The sequence below is a fragment of the Nitrosomonas sp. genome (assembly GCA_031316255.1).
Lineage (GTDB): Bacteria > Pseudomonadota > Gammaproteobacteria > Burkholderiales > Nitrosomonadaceae > Nitrosomonas.
The window spans coordinates 3192715-3209223 of record JALDQW010000001.1; the positions used below are offsets into that span (position 1 = coordinate 3192715).

Annotated in this window: 15 protein-coding genes; 5 read left to right on the forward strand and 10 right to left on the reverse strand. The window is 45.2% G+C overall.

The genetic code is table 11. The features are described from left to right. Positions 1–27 precede the first annotated feature (27 nt). Genes MRK00_14135 through MRK00_14155 form a run of 5 tightly spaced genes read right to left on the reverse strand, consistent with a single transcriptional unit; the run spans position 28 to position 4094 of the window. Positions 28–678, reverse strand: a complete 651-nt coding sequence (locus tag MRK00_14135) for an energy transducer TonB (protein ID MDR4518505.1) — start codon at positions 676–678, stop codon at positions 28–30. A gap of 30 nt (positions 679–708) precedes the next feature. Continuing rightward, entirely contained in the window at positions 709–1116 is a 408-nt protein-coding gene (locus MRK00_14140; protein MDR4518506.1) for a biopolymer transporter ExbD, read from the reverse strand. A gap of 18 nt (positions 1117–1134) precedes the next feature. Further along, positions 1135–1761, reverse strand: a complete 627-nt coding sequence (locus MRK00_14145) for a MotA/TolQ/ExbB proton channel family protein (GenBank protein MDR4518507.1) — start codon at positions 1759–1761, stop codon at positions 1135–1137. A gap of 11 nt (positions 1762–1772) precedes the next feature. Beyond that, entirely contained in the window at positions 1773–3302 is a 1530-nt protein-coding gene (locus MRK00_14150) for a MotA/TolQ/ExbB proton channel family protein (protein ID MDR4518508.1), read from the reverse strand. A 3-nt stretch (positions 3303–3305) separates the two neighbouring features. Next, a complete protein-coding gene (locus MRK00_14155) occupies positions 3306–4094 on the reverse strand; it encodes a DUF3450 domain-containing protein (protein ID MDR4518509.1) in 789 nt (262 codons plus the stop codon). Positions 4095–4415: 321 nt separating this feature from the next. Between MRK00_14155 and MRK00_14160 the strand changes: the two genes are divergently transcribed. The 3 genes from MRK00_14160 (at position 4416) to phoB (ending at position 7676) form a co-directional block, all read left to right on the forward strand. After that, positions 4416–6011: a response regulator gene (locus MRK00_14160; protein MDR4518510.1), complete on the forward strand. Its 1596-nt coding sequence runs from the start codon at positions 4416–4418 to the stop codon at positions 6009–6011. A gap of 32 nt (positions 6012–6043) precedes the next feature. After that, positions 6044–6721, forward strand: a complete 678-nt coding sequence (locus MRK00_14165) for a HAMP domain-containing histidine kinase (protein ID MDR4518511.1) — start codon at positions 6044–6046, stop codon at positions 6719–6721. A 220-nt stretch (positions 6722–6941) separates the two neighbouring features. After that, entirely contained in the window at positions 6942–7676 is a 735-nt protein-coding gene (gene phoB / locus MRK00_14170) for a phosphate regulon transcriptional regulator PhoB (protein MDR4518512.1), read from the forward strand. Between the two features lie 47 nt (positions 7677–7723). Here the strand turns inward: phoB and MRK00_14175 are convergent, their stop codons facing one another. From MRK00_14175 to MRK00_14195, 5 genes are all read right to left on the reverse strand, one after another. After that, complete coding sequence (locus MRK00_14175) at positions 7724–11041, reverse strand: hypothetical protein (protein MDR4518513.1); 3318 nt, start codon at positions 11039–11041, stop codon at positions 7724–7726. 98 nt (positions 11042–11139) lie between these two features. After that, positions 11140–12870, reverse strand: a complete 1731-nt coding sequence (locus MRK00_14180) for a hydrogenase maturation protein (protein ID MDR4518514.1) — start codon at positions 12868–12870, stop codon at positions 11140–11142. A gap of 1 nt (position 12871) precedes the next feature. Then, a complete protein-coding gene (hypE, locus tag MRK00_14185) occupies positions 12872–13861 on the reverse strand; it encodes a hydrogenase expression/formation protein HypE (protein MDR4518515.1) in 990 nt (329 codons plus the stop codon). A 68-nt stretch (positions 13862–13929) separates the two neighbouring features. Beyond that, the gene (hypD, locus tag MRK00_14190; protein ID MDR4518516.1) at positions 13930–15090 is read right to left on the reverse strand and encodes a hydrogenase formation protein HypD; all 1161 of its coding nucleotides are present in this window, start codon (positions 15088–15090) and stop codon (positions 13930–13932) included. Between the two features lie 3 nt (positions 15091–15093). Beyond that, on the reverse strand, positions 15094–15339 hold the full coding sequence (locus tag MRK00_14195; GenBank protein ID MDR4518517.1) for a HypC/HybG/HupF family hydrogenase formation chaperone: 246 nt from the start codon (positions 15337–15339) through the stop codon (positions 15094–15096). A gap of 99 nt (positions 15340–15438) precedes the next feature. On the opposite strand from MRK00_14195, the gene MRK00_14200 reads away from it, so the two are divergent. Beyond that, entirely contained in the window at positions 15439–15999 is a 561-nt protein-coding gene (locus tag MRK00_14200) for a L,D-transpeptidase (GenBank protein MDR4518518.1), read from the forward strand. Positions 16000–16218: 219 nt separating this feature from the next. Continuing rightward, complete coding sequence (locus MRK00_14205; protein MDR4518519.1) at positions 16219–16500, forward strand: Lpp/OprI family alanine-zipper lipoprotein; 282 nt, start codon at positions 16219–16221, stop codon at positions 16498–16500. Positions 16501–16509: the final 9 nt, after the last annotated feature.

The following is a 16509-nucleotide window of genomic DNA, read 5'->3' on the forward strand; positions in this document are numbered from 1 at the left end:
GCTTGATAGTCTGAATACTCAATCCGATCACGACAAATCAAAACGAATCCGCTGCTTTGCCCACACCCTGACGACATCACCCTGATATTTTGCCGGTTCAAACTGCCACGAACGGATACCCTGTAATGCCGCTGCGTCAAATACCCCGGACGGGCTGGACTCGAGCACCTGAACCTGGTCTACCGAGCCTTTCTCGCTGACCAGTATCGATAAAACCACATACCCTCTGATACCGTTCTTTTTGGCCGACGGTGGGTACCTGAAGCTGCCTTGCGAAACCGCTCTTGGCGGCACATCGACCAGATCAGCGGTCATGACGGCATTGCCCGTATTGCCGATGAGCGAATCGTCGAGTTCACCAATCTGCCCGGCGTTCAACCCCAGCAGTCCAAGATCGATTCCCGAAAGTGCGGTATCAAGACCGGTAAAAGGCGCTGGCGCCTGAGATGGGGTGATGCGTCTTGGCGGCTCCACTTTTTTGATTTCTTTCTTGGGTTCTTCCTGAATTTGTTTGACCATGGCGATTTCGGTGACTTCCTGCACCGGCGTCTTGTCAACTTTGCCGATAAACTGATTCATCGCCAGAATCAGGCTAAAAACCAGCACCGGGCCAATGAGCATTGATACGATCGCAGCCCGGTGTTTACTGTTAAATTTAGAATGCTGTGTTGTTGTCATTGTCGTTGTCGTTATTGCCTGCATGATTGGTTACCCCGCTTCTTTCTTGGTTGCCACACCCACACTTTCCGCGCCCGACAAGCGCGCCTGATCGACTACTTCAACCAGTTTGCCCGCCGGAACACCTTCGTCTGTCACCACCAGAACCACTTTGCTGGTCGATGTGCTTAATAGATCACGTAATTTGCTTTGTATCAGCCACATGCGCACCGGTTCGCCATCGAGATAGGTGTCGCCATGCTGATCGACAAAAAGGCGAATCGCCTTGCTCGAAGCCGCTACCGCGCTACTCGCCTTGGGCCGTTCGAGTTCGAGTTTCATATCCTTGACAAATGTTGTCGTCACCATAAAAAAGATCAGCAGGATAAAAACGATATCGATCATCGGACCAATATCGATGGTTGCGTCGGTTTCTATCGGATCGTCGTGATATTGCATGGTAAAAATCCTGTTTGATTAATGGTTTAATGGCTGCGCCAGTGGTGCTGAGTGCACGCACAGCAGCTCTCTGATCTGTAATAATTCACGTTCGATTTTCTGCTGTTTTTTATGCAGCATGCTGTGAAAGAGCATGCCCGGAATGGCAACAGCCAGGCCTGTCTGGGTCGATATCAGCGCCTGCGATATGCCGCCTGCAATACCGCCAGACTGGGTAAACAGGGACATCGATCCCAATGAGTCGAAGGTTTCGATCATGCCGGTTACCGTGCCCAACAGTCCGAGCAGCGGCGATATGATGACGATTGTTTTGGTCATCACCGAGAATTTCCGGATTTCCTTCAAATAGCCATAAAAAAACTCGTCCAGATAACGCCGCAGGCTTTTGACATTGCGCTTTCTCAGTAACACGCCTTGTTGAACGGCCTGCTCAACGATGCTGCAGGGTGTTTGATTGCTGTTCCGGCTGTATACATCCAATATGTCGTAAAGCGTCATGGATCGTTTCGATTTCAGCGCCCAATAGCGGTAACCCAGTCCGTACCAGAGCAGCAGGGCGCATAAAAACAGCGGCGGCATGACGAAGCCGCCAGCAGCGAACAATTCCTGAACCAGCAGAAGATAGTCATGAACGTTTACAGACATGTCACTGTTTCCTAGACTGCCGGATTACCCACTGCCGGCGTCACAGGGTTTGGCGTAAACGTTTTATCATTGTCTTGCGGCGGCTCCGGTTCCGATACCGGTCTGCCCAGAAAGGCATTGGTCACTCTGAGCGCCGAGTGCTCCATATCCCGTTTGATATTCCTCGCCCATGCCGATAAAACCGAACCCACCAGCAGCGCCGGAATAGCCACAATCAAACCCAGTTTGGTCGTCACCAGCGCTATCGATATACCGCCGGACAGTAACTTGGGATCGCCGGTGCCGAACTCGGTGATAACATCAAAGGTGGCGATCATGCCGGTCACGGTGCCAAGCAGACCCAGCAACGGGGAAACCGAGGCAATCACTAAAATGGCGGAACCGAAACGGTCCAGCGCGCCGGATTCACGTAAAATCGCCTCATGCACGACGCTTTCCATGTGATCGCGGTCGTCTTTGAGATGACGCAGTGTGTTGGATAAAACGCGTGCTATGGCGGAAGAATCGGTTTCACAGCTTTTTTTCGCGCCTTCCAGATCGCCGTCTATGACCTGTTGTATCACCTGATCGGAAATCTGCTGCGTATTCGCGCTGTTTGATCGCAGCAGATAAATCCGCACAAATACCAGCAACACCACCAGTCCACCGAGACCCACGATGACCCAGCCGATGATGCCGCCTGAGTTGATGATTTCAAGCACGGTTTTTTCCGCCATTTCATCGATGGCTTGTGTGCGTGACTCGAATATAAACAGTTGCAGCGTCTTGGGCTGTTGGTTTTTACTGAGTGCGATCGCGCTGTCGGCGCCGGGTTCACGCCAGATTTTGAAATGATTGTCGCCCGCCGGAACCAGTATGCCGCTGCCATCAGCGCTTATGCCATAGGCGGCAATATTGCCCAACCGGATAATGCTGCCCTGGGTCTGCTGACCGCTTTCAAGAAAAAATTCACCTGGCGCGGCCTGGATTGCGCTGAGCTTGCGCAGTATCGACAACCCCTGGCTAAAGATTTGCGCCACTTTTTTAACGTCATTGCCTGCCGTTTCCATCAATGACGCAGGCAACTCGATGTCATGGTTTTTTAGCGTAACGCTTGCCTGTGCATAGGTGATCTCCAGCGCATCGCTGCGCTCCAATGCCGCCGCTTCGCTACGTTCCGCCTCAATCAGCTGCGCATTGAGTTGGTCAATTTTGGCGGATCGCTCGACTGAACCGCGCTCCAATACACTGATTCGTTGATTCAGGGTACGGTCTTCGCCTTGAGTACTCGATTTGTACTGCCTTAAACGTTCCGTCAGTTCCCTTTTTTGCGCCGCCAGAAATGCATATTCGCGTTTGTACGCGGTTTCCAGATCTATTTTTTGTTGTGCCGGCGATGACTGCTGCGCATTTGCGCCGTTCGCAGGTTCTGCCGCAGGTGCGGGCGCTGCAACCGGTTCGGACGCCACACTGACAGATTCTTCGGCATGCGCCGAAACGGAAACACCGGCAAATAGAATTACAATTGCCAGAATCGATAACGGGGATAAAAACTTGTTCATTTTTTATTGGCTGAGTGGATTGGGTAATTCAAAATAGCCCTGGCGGATTTGCTTTTTGAGTGCATCAAACAACTTTGCAATACGCTGTATGTCGCCAGTAGCACTTGCCGCCTCAAATTTCCACGCACCGTTTTCGGATTTTCTGGCCATTCCCGCCCTGTTGTCACGCGTCTGGAAAAACAAAAATACCGTGCCGAGCTTTGCCACGTCAGCCAGCACTTTCTCTCCATCCAGCGAAATGGTTTGTTGATAAAGACCGTTTTCCTTGCTCAGGCGTATTTCATCTTCAATCAATGCCCATGCCTGATTGACTGCCTTATTGGGATCAACGAGTTGATTGGTGAGATTGTCTTCGAGTGTTTTAATCGCTTTGATCCGGTCTTCGATTTTGAACGGAAATCCGGTGAGAACATAGTGCTTGTAAGCGGCCAGCACCTTAAGCAAAATCGGTTTTAACTGCTCGCCGGATTGCTCGGCCTGCAGTGAGGCTTCCGATAATTTCGCAAGCGAATGCTCCAGTTTCTCGATCGCCGTGTTTTGCCTGCGTTCCTCAACACTTAAATCCGCCAGTTGCGACGACAACGAGGTAATCCTGCTGGCATGTTTTTCTTTTTCCAGATCCAGTTCAGTCTGCAAGGCTTCAACTTCACCGCGGATTTTTGCCAGCGACTGCGCCAGATTCTCCAGACTCGACGCTTTCGCAATTGCCACAGGTATAAACCATGCCGCCAATAACAAAACCAACATCCGGATAAAAGATATCCACGAATATTTCAACATAAATTCATTCATTTAAACTCAGTAACTTATAAATCGCTTAACGCCAGACAGATCAAACCTCAGTTACATCCAGTCTGCTGGCTATTCATGCTCGAATCCTACTGAGTGAATGTTGCAGTTTTATGACAACGATATGAATTGTTGCGTAGCAGGATTACTGGTTGACTGAAAATTATGACAAGCAGATTCATGGTGTTTATAAAAATCTCCGGATTACAGCGAATAATCAAGAAAATACCTATCTGGTCGTTATTCATTCACATCGAATGTATTGTTAACCAACTGTTATAACAAGAAACATAACCATCTATGAATATTCTCAATTTAAAAAACATGTCCGTTTTAATCATTGAAGACTTCGACAAAATGCGTCTTCTTGTCCGCGACATTCTCTCACCATTAATGCCCGAGAAAATTGTCATGGCCAGAAACGGCAAGGAAGCTATTGAATTGCTTGAGAAACAACGATTTGATATAGTCTTTTGCGATTACAAACTCGGCGGCGGAAAAGATGGGCAACAGATTCTCGAAGAAGCCCGTCATCGTAACCTGATCGGTTACAACGCGATTTTCATCATCATTACCGCTGAAAACACTTCTACAATGGTCATGGGCGCGATTGATTATTTACCCGACGATTACATCTCCAAACCGTTTACACCGTCAGAATTACAGAATCGCCTGGAAAAAGCCTTACGTAAAAAATCCAGCCTTAAAGAGATTGCTAATGCAATTAAAGACAAAAATTATTCCAAAGCGACTGCATTATGTGAACAAAAACTTCAGGAAAAAACTGGCGGTCAAACGGAAATCCTGAAAACCAAAGGTGATTTGCTTTATAAACTTGGCCGAATTGATGACGCTGAAGATTTTTATAAATCGCTTCTGGATGAAAGAAATATTCCCTGGGTAAGACAGGCATTGGGCCAGATATATTTCCAGAAAGGTAACTATTTTCAGGCACAACTGCAATTTGAATCATTGATTAAGGATAGCCCGGCAAATGTAATTGCCCTCGACTGGCTGGCCGCAACACTGGAGAAACAAGGTGAATTGGACCGTTGCCAAACACTACTGGAACAGGCCATTGAGAAATCACCCAAGTCACCTGTCAGGCAACGAAAACTCGGCGAAATTGCCCTCCAGAATGGCGCCTATGAAGTTGCCGAAAAGGCATATGAATATGCAATTATGGAAGGCAAGCATTCCTGTTTTGGCAACATGTCAGACCTTTCCGGTTTGACGAAATCCATGATAAACCAGGGAAAAACCGAGGAAGCCTTTAAATCGATCGAGAGTTTGCAGAAAGATTTTAAAAACAATCCTGATACGCGATTGCATGCAGCGATTGCCAGCTCGATTCTTTGTCGTGAAACCAATGAACTGGATAAGTGCAGTGAATATTTGAAAACTGTAAACAGTCTTATTAAATCGCAACCCGAAAACATGAGTCCGCAAATTGCACTTGACGTTACGCAGAGTTGTCTAGCCGTGGATAATCTTGAAATGGCCGGTGACATTGTCAAACAACTCGTCAGTAACCATTTCGAAAATGAACACCTGTTGAATCAGGTCCGTGACCTGTACGAAAAAGCCGGCAAACTCGAAGAAGGTAATAAACTGATTCAGAGCTCAAAACAGGAAATCGTAAAAATCAATAATGAAGGCGTTAAACTGGCCAAGGATGGCAAACTCGAGCAATCGATAGATTTCTTCATACAGGCCGCAAAAGGCATGCCGAATAATGCAACGATTAATTTTAACGCTGCTTATTCCATGATTCAGCAGATGAAAAAAACGGGCGAGATAGGCAAATACCTACCTTTATCCAAACAGCTACTGGAGCAAGGCCATAAAATCGATCCGCAAAACCAGAAATACTTTCAATTAGTCAAACTGGCCGAAGATCTCAACAGCCAGGCAGCCTGATAAAAGAAGCAATCATAGCCAATGATTCAAAGATGAAAACAATCGACTTCTCAACCATACTGGCCAGTTCGGTTCACGATGTCAAAAATTCACTCACCCTGTTGATCAACAAAATTGACGAAATCAGCGCCGTTACTGCAGATAAAAAAAACAAATCCGAACTGGAGCAATTACAGTATCACGGCAAACGCATTAGCAGCCATTTGATTCAATTACTGGTGCTGTATCGCATTGAACAGGCACACTATTTTGCCAATATTACAGAAACAGGAATCAAGGATTTTTTAAACGAATCTCTGGAGCTGTATTTTCCATTATTTGCACAAAAAAATATTTCCATCACAATTCAATGTACGGATGAATTATACTGGTATATCGACCGTGAACTGATCAATGGCGCGATCACCAATATCATGAACAATTTATACGCTCATGCACAATCAGCCATCGAGATCACCGCCTACACCGAAAACAATCGGTTCATTTTGCAAATCAAGGACGACGGCAACGGTTACCCGGAGGAAGTATTACACTCACGCACATCGGGTCAGCAGAAAAATTTCAGTTTTACATCCAGCAATACCGGGCTCGGATTATATTTCTCGGAAATTGCCGCAGAAATGCACCAGAATAATGGAAAATCGGGCGCCATAACCATCAGCAATGAAGGAATCAGTGGCGGCGGCTGCATTTCTATCGATCTACCATAATATCTATATTCCTGATCACACATTATTTTTAGAAACAACCCTGCAATCTATTTCATCGTAAAACACACCGTTCATTCGATTGTCACAAAACTGTAATCTAATTTTTATAGTATCTCTGAACGCTGCGCATAAAACCAGTGATTAATTACCTGGACCTATGGGCCATGATGTACCAAATATATACCGTAATACACAATAAAAACTAGATGGAGTTTCTCAAATGTCTATAACCGTATTGGTCGTGGAAGATGAACCGGCAATACAGGAACTCATTTCTTACAACTTAAAAAACTCCGGGCTGACGCCAGTCTGTGCAACCAATGCCGAACAGGCTGCGGTCATGATCAATAATATATTACCGGATCTTGTGCTGCTCGACTGGATGCTGCCGAATTCAAGCGGCATCGAATTTGCACGCCATTTACGGCGCAACACACGCACGCAAACCGTGCCAATCATTATGCTGACGGCGAAGGTCGAACTGGAAGACAAGATCACCGGACTGGAAGCAGGTGCGGATGATTACATCACCAAACCGTTCTCGCCACGCGAACTGATCGCACGCATCAAGGCGGTACTGCGCCGGCGCGTACCTGAAATATCGGATGAAATTATTGAAGCCGGTGGGCTCAAAATCGACCCTACGCAGCACCGTGTATTTGCGTATCTTGACAATAACCCTTCAGAACCCACCGAAGTCAAACTTGGCCCCACCGAATTTCGGCTGTTGCACTTCCTTATGGCGCATAAAGAACGCGTCTATACCCGCACACAACTGCTCGACCGTATCTGGGGCGATCACGTCTTTATCGAAGACCGGACCGTCGATGTCCATATCCGCCGTTTACGCAAAGTCCTCGAAAAAATCGGAAAAGACGACCTCGTACAAACCGTCAGAGGAACCGGATACCGGTTTTCGAGTGAGTATGATGCCAGTGAGGAGCAGCAACTTTAATTTTCTGATTTTCAATGTTTTTTCTGGCAATTTAACCCTATCAAAAATTATGCTGCGGCCAGAAAATACTCAATTAAATATAATCCCCCAACGCTTCCCAATGGCATAAGTAAAGACAAAACAATAGGATGTCGCCCAATTGGTTGGAAGGGACCAGAGTTCAGGTTTTTTATTTCCTCAGTCAGTAACCTGATTCCATGGTGCATTTCTCCATTCTTCTGTTGAGCTTCATGGGCTATTGACTGCCAGTAACAAAAATTAAGTTTCTCCAGAAAATTATCCCTAGCGTTAATTGCCGCACTCCTCAATCTGATGGCGCTACCCACTGCGATCACTGCTGTAAAACAAATAATCATGAAAAGCAGTGGTGTATAGTGCCAGTTATCAAAGTAATGGCTACGAGACAAAATCAGCAAAAACAGAATTATAAATGGATAATAAATAAACGAGTTGACATCACCGGCAAGACGACTGATCAGATCCATCTTTAATTTATTCTTGGCTAATCTTTCATTTTCTGAAGTGCCGTATTTCTTAATGTAAGTATCCTGTATTTCTTTCGGCCAAATCACATTTTCTGTTTTTAATAGCATTATAAAGTGACTGCTCAAATGTGTGATATCCGCGATAATAAAAATTAGTGTCAGATACAACAAAACAACCACAAGTAATATTAACCTATTGATGTTATAACTGGCTTCACCACGAGCGGGAATACTGGACATTTCAAAAAAACTTGTTTGTCCTAATATGGCTATACATCCTATATATAGCAGCAGCGCTAAAATTACTCTTGAGGCACAATGTTTCACCTCTCTCATTTTGAGATAGTGGTTCCATAAGTCGATAAAATACACTGTATTGCTTTTGTTACTTTTTTCTTTTCCGCTGCTCCAGGCATCTATAAATAAATACGACAGCCAGTTTTTATCATCTGACATTTGCGTTTGATGTCCACTTGAATACTGCTGTGCAGCAGGAATAAAATTTTCCGATATTTTTTGATTACTCTTGTGCAGTTGTTGTTTTAAAAAAACAAAAAACCAGATTGCAGTGATTAACGCGAAGAACCGAATTGCATTGGCTGGCCAGGTACTCGTACCATTAGTAAATGAGAAGGTATGTAGGATAGCGCTATCTCTCAATTGCAGTATCATGTACAAGACCAAAACACCAAGCAAACCAGATAATATGAGGTAAACGATAGGTCTGTAATTTTTGGGAACTAAATTAATTAAAAAAAACGACATCACGGTGATAAAAGCTAATAAAGACATGAAGTCCAAGGCATCTAATTTTTCGGATAAATTTTTAGACTCAGGATGAATACCATGCCCTGACGTATGACTCAAATCAACAGCTGTATGGTTACCAATTTCATACAACCGTGGATTTGTTAATAGTTTTTTACTATCAATTATCTCTTGCAAACTTGAATCACCACATTTTACTTTGGAGTAAGGAGAAAATGGCAAATGTTCCAGTCGACAATGAATTGCCAGTTTTGTGCTCATATATAATGCCGTCTGGTAACTATCACGAAAAGGCATTGTGTCTTGCTGTAATGACTCATGTAACTTAAGGCCGTATGATGATGCGACAATCAGATTCCGTGTCCAAGGAAGTTCAGCTGGATGCAAGAATCTTGCATCCAGATCCGTTGTAAAAAAGACAGCCTGAGGAAACCGTTTATGTAGTGCTTGCAATATCAGAAGCTTATCGTATGGATCACTGCCCAAAACGCCAACCGCTTTGATTCCGCCTTTCTTTGTATTAGTCTTATCGAGATATTCGAGATGTTCGACTAAACGTCGCAGATAATCGTATTGATTTGAACCAGTCGGACGGCGTAACCGTTTTATACTGTGTTCCTGAGATGAATCCAGTTTTTGAGAGTCGTCTTTTTTAGTTGTCTGGGTGCGTGTTGCTTGCTCCGCATTAATACCATCAATCCCACGCAAATAATTAAAGCTGTGCACCCATTCATCGATATTTTCCTGTTCACCGCTATATTTTTTAATCTTTTCTTTTACTGATTTAATTAAGCTCCGGGAATATACAGTGTCCCATTCACCAATCAACACGATATGATCTTTTTCCTTCTTTGTTCGTGATCTGAAACCATATGCTGATAAAGCGCAATCTTTCTTTTCATTTCCAGTATCAACAACAGTGGGATTAAAAAAATTCACACCCCGAAGCGCTAGCTCACAAACCAAAACCCCTGCCAGCTTCTCATTCGTACTGATTGTTCTTATTACTCTATCTTTAAGCCATTTCAAATCATTATTTGGCTGGCCAGTCAAAGAAAAGTCAGTTGCTCTCCCGCCATTCCCACTGATTTCCAACTCGACATCTTTAGTTGCAAATGGTGAAAAAATTAATGTCGTTAGCAGATCATGATAATTATGTTTCTGGCATACATTTTTTTCTGGTTCATTCGAGCAGATTTCAGCAATTTTCTGGATTTCATTAAACATCTTTTTCAGTACATTAGAACTCTGTGGTCCGATAATACTAAATTTAGATTCGGCAACTTTAGAATTAACAGATTTTTTTTCACCTTCTCTATGTGTAATTCCGTTAATTAAACGTCCGAGAATGTTCAAAGGCATATCGGTGCGCGAAAATACATCGTTATCCAGCCAGAGCACCAAAATTCTTTTCGTTGTTTTAGATTTGCCATCATTAAGTTCGCTGGTACCAGGCAATAACGGGCTATACCATTCATAAGGCATATAAGCTGGCTTATCACACAAATTAATTCTCTCATGATCAAAGGAATCAATTGCTGATTTGCATGCTGAAGAAAAATCGACAAAACCGATATGTTCTGCTTCTTCAGGAACAAAACCGGCTGCATTCAGTCCAGAAATCAATGCAAACCGACTGCGTAGTCGCCATTCCTGATCTTCGGCATATGGTCCACCTGGAACCATAACGGCTAATACATGTAAATTCCCTGTACCCTCATTTTCATTGGAAAATTCCGAGTTCAATTGTATCTGGCAACGCAATTCCTCTATCGAGTGTGCACGAATATTCGGATCATTTGAATAACAAATGCGCTGTATTGATTGATCCAGTTGATAAGCATAGGTATCTCCTCTGCCAGAAACTATCTTGTAATTATTATCATCTGGATATTGATGAAATTTTTTACGATGTAACGCTACTGCTTCGAATGGATCCTGCCATAATCTGGACCGAACATCCTCGCTGCTGTTTTTTTCAGTCTCTGACATTGCTGGACGAGAAGATTCAAAAACGGTGTCCTTGAAAACAAACAGCCCCAAAATCAACGCAATAATCGCATAGCTTGGCAACTGGATTGGCGTGCTATCAGGTTTATTCTGCTCATGCATAACCAATCACTCCAACAGATTGACATGATCAATTGTCTCAATCTACTGGTAAGTAATCGGTGATTTTCCGCACAGCCTTTGATCGATATCAATAAAATTCAGATTCGTCGATGCCGTGCGAGATACAGCGGCGTCCATGCATGCGGGATTTTGTGCACGAAATGGTAACGGGCAACATGGTAGCTTGGGTCAAAACCGTAGAAGTTAAGCTGCATATGCTTCAACTCCTCGTCGCGATATTGCTGCAACGGTTTTTGTTGTTCGTCTTTTTGACGCTGCTGGATTTTCTGTTGTAATCGCGCTGTATAATCCGAAGAAAGTGCTAGCTGTTCAGCCCTGTGTTCGATAGCCTCAATGAACGCATGTTTATCCAATAGAAAACATTCATCAACCAGGCCCATGTCCCGGGCTTCACAGGCACCGATTGGCAAGCGGTTTTGTGTGAGCCGAATCGTTTCTTCCTGGCTAACGCGTTTGGGAAGCAGATACGTCCAGTATTCCGAGCCGTATAGATTACCCATGCTTTTATAATGCGGATTCAGAATGACACTTTCCCGGGCATAGACAAAATCTGCCGCCAGAGACAAGAATACACCACCCGCACCTGCGTTGCCCTGCAAAGCGGTGATGGTGAATTGCCGCTCATTGGTAATAATAGTATACGCCAGATCATTCATGGCATTGATATTGCGCCATGATTCATCGGCGGGACTGTCGGCATGTTCGATGTGATTGAGATGGATGCCGTTCGACCAGAAATCTGGGCCACCCATAAGCACGATTACTTTGATTTTACGTAACGTTGCTCGCAGGTAGACTTGCCTTAACCGGTTGCATTGATCGGTATCCATTGCGCCGTTGTAAAACGCAAAATACAGATAACCGACGTCATTCTTTTGCTTAAACCAGATGTCGCGGTAAGTTGCATTCGATGACGGGGCAAATGGATCGCAAGACACTTCCGGCACACTATTCAAAATGGTATTTGAATAGTGCTGTAAAGCCCGTGTTGCCGCCAGTTTGAATGTGAACTGATCTTGCGGGTTTTCGCTTTTACGTTTTAAATGGCCGATCCAAACAGCGCTGTCAATTGTCGCCCGGCAAATGGCGTTATGCCGTTTTGCAATAATTTGACCCGGTTCGCCTTTCAGATGGACTTCGGGATGGGCGTCAAACAGATACCAGTGAGTGCCGTCAATCGTATCGAGAACGCCTGGAAAACCGTCGGCGGCATTGATTTTTTTCAAGATCGAATGGGCATTATCCCGTTGCCAGTCGATCATGCGATCCGATTGTCGTATCGGTAAATGTTTTCGTCCAAACACGTCGGGGCGCGAATAATCCAACGGTTGCGGTTTGAAACTTCTGGAAGAGAAACGGTCTATCGCTGTCAAAACCGCACTGACAGCCGCGTCAACAACCTCATGGCGGTACAGACTGCTTTTTTTTGTCAGATGTACCGATGGCATCGGGAAAGTCTCTGCTGCCCAGATATCCCCGGCATCCATTTCGGCATTCGCCTGCAACACAGTAACGCCCCATTCTGATTTTTCATGCATCATGGCCCAATCCAGCGCAGAAGGTCCACGATCACCGACAATACCGGGATGCACGATAAAACAGGGCACCTTGCGCCAAACGCTCTCTGGAATCGCCCGCTTCAGAAATGGCGCGATTATCAATTCAGGCTGAAACAATTCGACAGCCTGCACGGTGACGGCATCGTTGATATCGAATTCGATTGAGATCGTATGATCGCGGCGTGTCAGTTCAACATACAAACGTTGTGTGAGGCTGTTAAAACTGTGCGTCAAAATCAATAATTTCATCTCAACAAATGCGTGGTAACTGGCCCCCACTCAGCCAGTCCACAATCCGTTTGCCACCAAAGCGGGTTTCCATCTGCACAAATGAGTGCGTATCTTCAATGACTTCACCGATAATGGCCGCATCCCGTCCCAACGGATGCGCATGCATTACGGCTAATAATTTATCGGCATCCTCTGATGAGCAGATTGCAATCAGTTTGCCCTCGTTTGCTACATATAATGGATCAAATCCGAGAAACTCGCAGGCAGCACTGACCTGCTCTTTAACGGGTATCAATTTTTCGTAAAGCATCATTCCAACCCCGGATTGTTGTGCAATTTCATTCAGTGAAGCCGCGATACCACCACGCGTCGGATCGCGCAACACATGGATATCCGGCGCCGTTCTGACCATTGCGGCTACCAGGCCATGCAGTGAAGCGGTATCGGACTTAAGTGTGCCATAAAAAGACAAATCTTCACGCGCCAGCATAATCGCAATACCGTGATCGCCGATTGTGCCGGAAACCAGGATTTTGTCGCCTGGTTTTGCCCGTTCCGCGGAAATATGGATACCTTCCGGCACTTTACCGATGCCCGTGGTTGTGATGAAAACGCCATCCCCACTACCCCGCTCCACAACCTTGGTGTCTCCGGTGATGATGGGTATGGCAATTTCCCTGGCGGCTGCGGCCATGGATTCGACAATGCGTTTCAAATCCGCAAGCGGCAATCCTTCTTCAAGAATAAAGCCGGCAGACAAATAACAGGGCTCAGCACCCGACATGACAACATCGTTGACAGTCCCATGTACGGACAGGCAGCCAATATCTCCACCGGGGAAAAACAAAGGCGTAACCACGTGACTGTCTGTCGACATCACCATACGCCCACTGTATCCGGGAAAAATGGCTTGATCATTCATTTGGGACAGAAACGCATTATCAAATGACTGCATAAAAAGCTGCTCGATGAGTTGCATCATGGCGCGCCCACCGCTGCCATGCGCCATTTCAACACAACCATTTTTAAAATCCAGCGGTCGTGTGTAAACCTTTTTTTTCTTGCCAGATTGCTGCATCAAAGATTTACCGTATGACTATTGTTGCAATGATTATTGGCCTCACGAAACCGCCCATAACGAAAATAAGCAGCACAAGCACCTTCGGACGACACCATGCATGAACCGATAGGGTTTTCCGGTGTACACGCAGTGCCAAATATTGTGCAATCGCGTGGATGCTTAACACCGCGCAAAATCGCGCCGCATTCGCAGGCTTTGTTATCCGCAATCGATAAAGACGGCAACTCAAACCGTTGTTCGGCATCGAAGTCGGCAAAATTGGATTTGATACGCAGTGCGCTATAGGGCACTACACCGAGTCCGCGCCATTCAAAAGACCTGCGCAATTCAAACACCTCAGCCACAAGCATTTGCGCTTTTATATTGCCAAACGGCAAAACTGCACGGGTAAATTCATTTTCCACTTCAGCACGATTATTATTTAATTGCCGTATCAACATCAGGATGGCCTGCATCACGTCAAGCGGTTCAAATCCGGCAATCACCACCGGTTTTTGAAATTCTTCCGCAAAATATTCATAAGGGGCACTGCCGATTATGGTGGACACATGCGCCGGCCCGATAAATCCATCCAGGCGCACCAGGCCCAATTCACGTATTTCAGGTGACTGCAGAATATGTGAAATGGCAGAGGGCGTCAGCACATGGTTACAAAATACTGTGAAGTTGGTTAATCCAAGTGCCTGTGCCTGTTTGATCACATCTGCGCTCGGTGGTGTGGTGGTTTCAAAACCGATTGCCAGAAATATGACCTGGTTTTGCGGATTCTGCTGAGCAATTTTCAGAGCTTCAGCGCTAGAATAAATCATCCGTATATCCGCGCCTTGCGCTTTCATTTTCAACAGGCTGTGACCATTGGCCGTGGGGATGCGCAGTAAATCGCCATAACTGCACAGAATAACGCCAGGCATCCGGGCGAGCTGAATCATGTTCTCCAGGCGCCCCATCGGCAAGACGCATACCGGACAACCGGGACCATGGATCATATGCACACTATCCGGTAACAAATCGGCGATGCCATAACGAGATATTGCATGGGTATGGCCGCCGCAAAATTCCATCAGGTAATACTCGCGGTCCGGGTTGACTTCGGCTGTTATCCTGGCGGAAATCTTTCGTGCCAGCGCGCCATCACGAAATGCGTCTATATACTTCATACGCTACAGTGATGATTGTTTATGTTCATTATTCTGTTCCGATAATTCATCGAACAGCGCCAGTGTGCGTTCCGCTTCCTCGGGATCGAGTTTTTGCAGCGCATAACCGGCATGCACGATAACATAGTCTCCTGGCGCAACGTTATCAACCAGCGCCAGCGAGATTTCTTTGTGTATGCCGGACAGATTAACGATAGCGAGACCATCAGAAGTGAGTTGTTCAACAACAACAGGAACAGCAAGACACATTTGCTTAATTCACAAAATTAAATTTCGAATACACAAATTATGACATAATCACTGGTCATATTGACAAAAGCGCTTAATCGATACAATTGGACGGTTTTTATGCTCAAACTGCTGAGATTTACAGGCAACGCAATAGGTCTGTTTTTTTTATCTATTCTTTCTTTCCATGCCAGCGCCAATGAAATATGGATTGATGTGAACACTACCGAGCATACCTTAACCGTTATGCAGGGCGATAAAGTGCAGCAAACGTTTGAAAAAATTGCCATTGGACGCTTCGGCACAACATGGTATAAGATAACCAAAGACGATAAAACGCCGCTTGGTGATTTCAGAATCGGCTGGATCAACGAACAAAGCCGTTATCACCGGTTCTTTGGGCTGGACTATCCCAATCGCGAAACTGCACAACGCGCACTGGAAGAAAACCTGATTTCTGAAGAAACCTGGTTGTCCATATTGAAGGCAACCAATCAGGAAAGAACCCCGCCACAAAATACAGTTCTGGGTGGATATATCGGAATTCATGGCATTGGGCGCGGCGATCCTGAAATACATGATCAATTTCACTGGACCAATGGATGCATCGCGTTGACAAATGAACAAATTGATCAACTCGGAAAATGGTTAAAACCGGGAGTCATGGTTAAGATCCGTTAAATCCAGTATCCGACAAACCGGTTTGGACACAACAGGAAAAAACTTAAATCTTTACCAAAAAGATTTCCAAAATCCCTGCGGAAGCCATTTATTTTACAAAATAAATCAGCTAATATTCAGTTACTGCTGATAAAATAATGATCAGAAGTGGAATTACATAGGTTGGTTGATTGTATTGTCTTGTAAAAGTTTTTAAAAATGAAAAAGGAGATAAGTAGGATGACTCAAAATATTAAACATAAATTGGCATTAATCGTAACAGTCGGTGTATTCATTGGCTTGACAGGATGTGCTTCAACAGGTGACCTGGATTCTGCCAGAGCCGATTTGCAATCGCAGATTGACAGACTGTCTGCTGATGTAGCATCAGCAAGGTCAGACGCTGCCTCCGCCAATGCAAAAGCGGATAATGCCGTTAACACCGCCAATGAGGCAAACAGACGTTCAATGGATACTGCCGAAAAAATTGATCGCATGTTCAGAAAAACGATGCAAAAATAATACTTATCT

What these genes read in the sequence shown, in the direction of transcription:
- hypD (MDR4518516.1), bottom strand. Translation starts at nt 15,090, where the DNA reads ATGAAGTATATAGACGCATTTCGTGATGGCGCGCTGGCACGAAAGATT.
- MRK00_14135 (MDR4518505.1), bottom strand. Translation starts at nt 678, where the DNA reads ATGACAACAACACAGCATTCTAAATTTAACAGTAAACACCGGGCTGCG.
- hypE (MDR4518515.1), bottom strand. Translation starts at nt 13,861, where the DNA reads ATGGCGCATGGCAGCGGTGGGCGCGCCATGATGCAACTCATCGAGCAG.
- MRK00_14175 (MDR4518513.1), bottom strand. Translation starts at nt 11,041, where the DNA reads ATGCATGAGCAGAATAAACCTGATAGCACGCCAATCCAGTTGCCAAGC.
- MRK00_14155 (MDR4518509.1), bottom strand. Translation starts at nt 4,094, where the DNA reads ATGAATGAATTTATGTTGAAATATTCGTGGATATCTTTTATCCGGATG.
- MRK00_14150 (MDR4518508.1), bottom strand. Translation starts at nt 3,302, where the DNA reads ATGAACAAGTTTTTATCCCCGTTATCGATTCTGGCAATTGTAATTCTA.
- MRK00_14165 (MDR4518511.1), top strand. Translation starts at nt 6,044, where the DNA reads ATGAAAACAATCGACTTCTCAACCATACTGGCCAGTTCGGTTCACGAT.
- phoB (MDR4518512.1), top strand. Translation starts at nt 6,942, where the DNA reads ATGTCTATAACCGTATTGGTCGTGGAAGATGAACCGGCAATACAGGAA.
- MRK00_14180 (MDR4518514.1), bottom strand. Translation starts at nt 12,870, where the DNA reads ATGAAATTATTGATTTTGACGCACAGTTTTAACAGCCTCACACAACGT.
- MRK00_14200 (MDR4518518.1), top strand. Translation starts at nt 15,439, where the DNA reads ATGCTCAAACTGCTGAGATTTACAGGCAACGCAATAGGTCTGTTTTTT.
- MRK00_14160 (MDR4518510.1), top strand. Translation starts at nt 4,416, where the DNA reads ATGTCCGTTTTAATCATTGAAGACTTCGACAAAATGCGTCTTCTTGTC.
- MRK00_14195 (MDR4518517.1), bottom strand. Translation starts at nt 15,339, where the DNA reads ATGTGTCTTGCTGTTCCTGTTGTTGTTGAACAACTCACTTCTGATGGT.
- MRK00_14205 (MDR4518519.1), top strand. Translation starts at nt 16,219, where the DNA reads ATGACTCAAAATATTAAACATAAATTGGCATTAATCGTAACAGTCGGT.
- MRK00_14140 (MDR4518506.1), bottom strand. Translation starts at nt 1,116, where the DNA reads ATGCAATATCACGACGATCCGATAGAAACCGACGCAACCATCGATATT.
- MRK00_14145 (MDR4518507.1), bottom strand. Translation starts at nt 1,761, where the DNA reads ATGTCTGTAAACGTTCATGACTATCTTCTGCTGGTTCAGGAATTGTTC.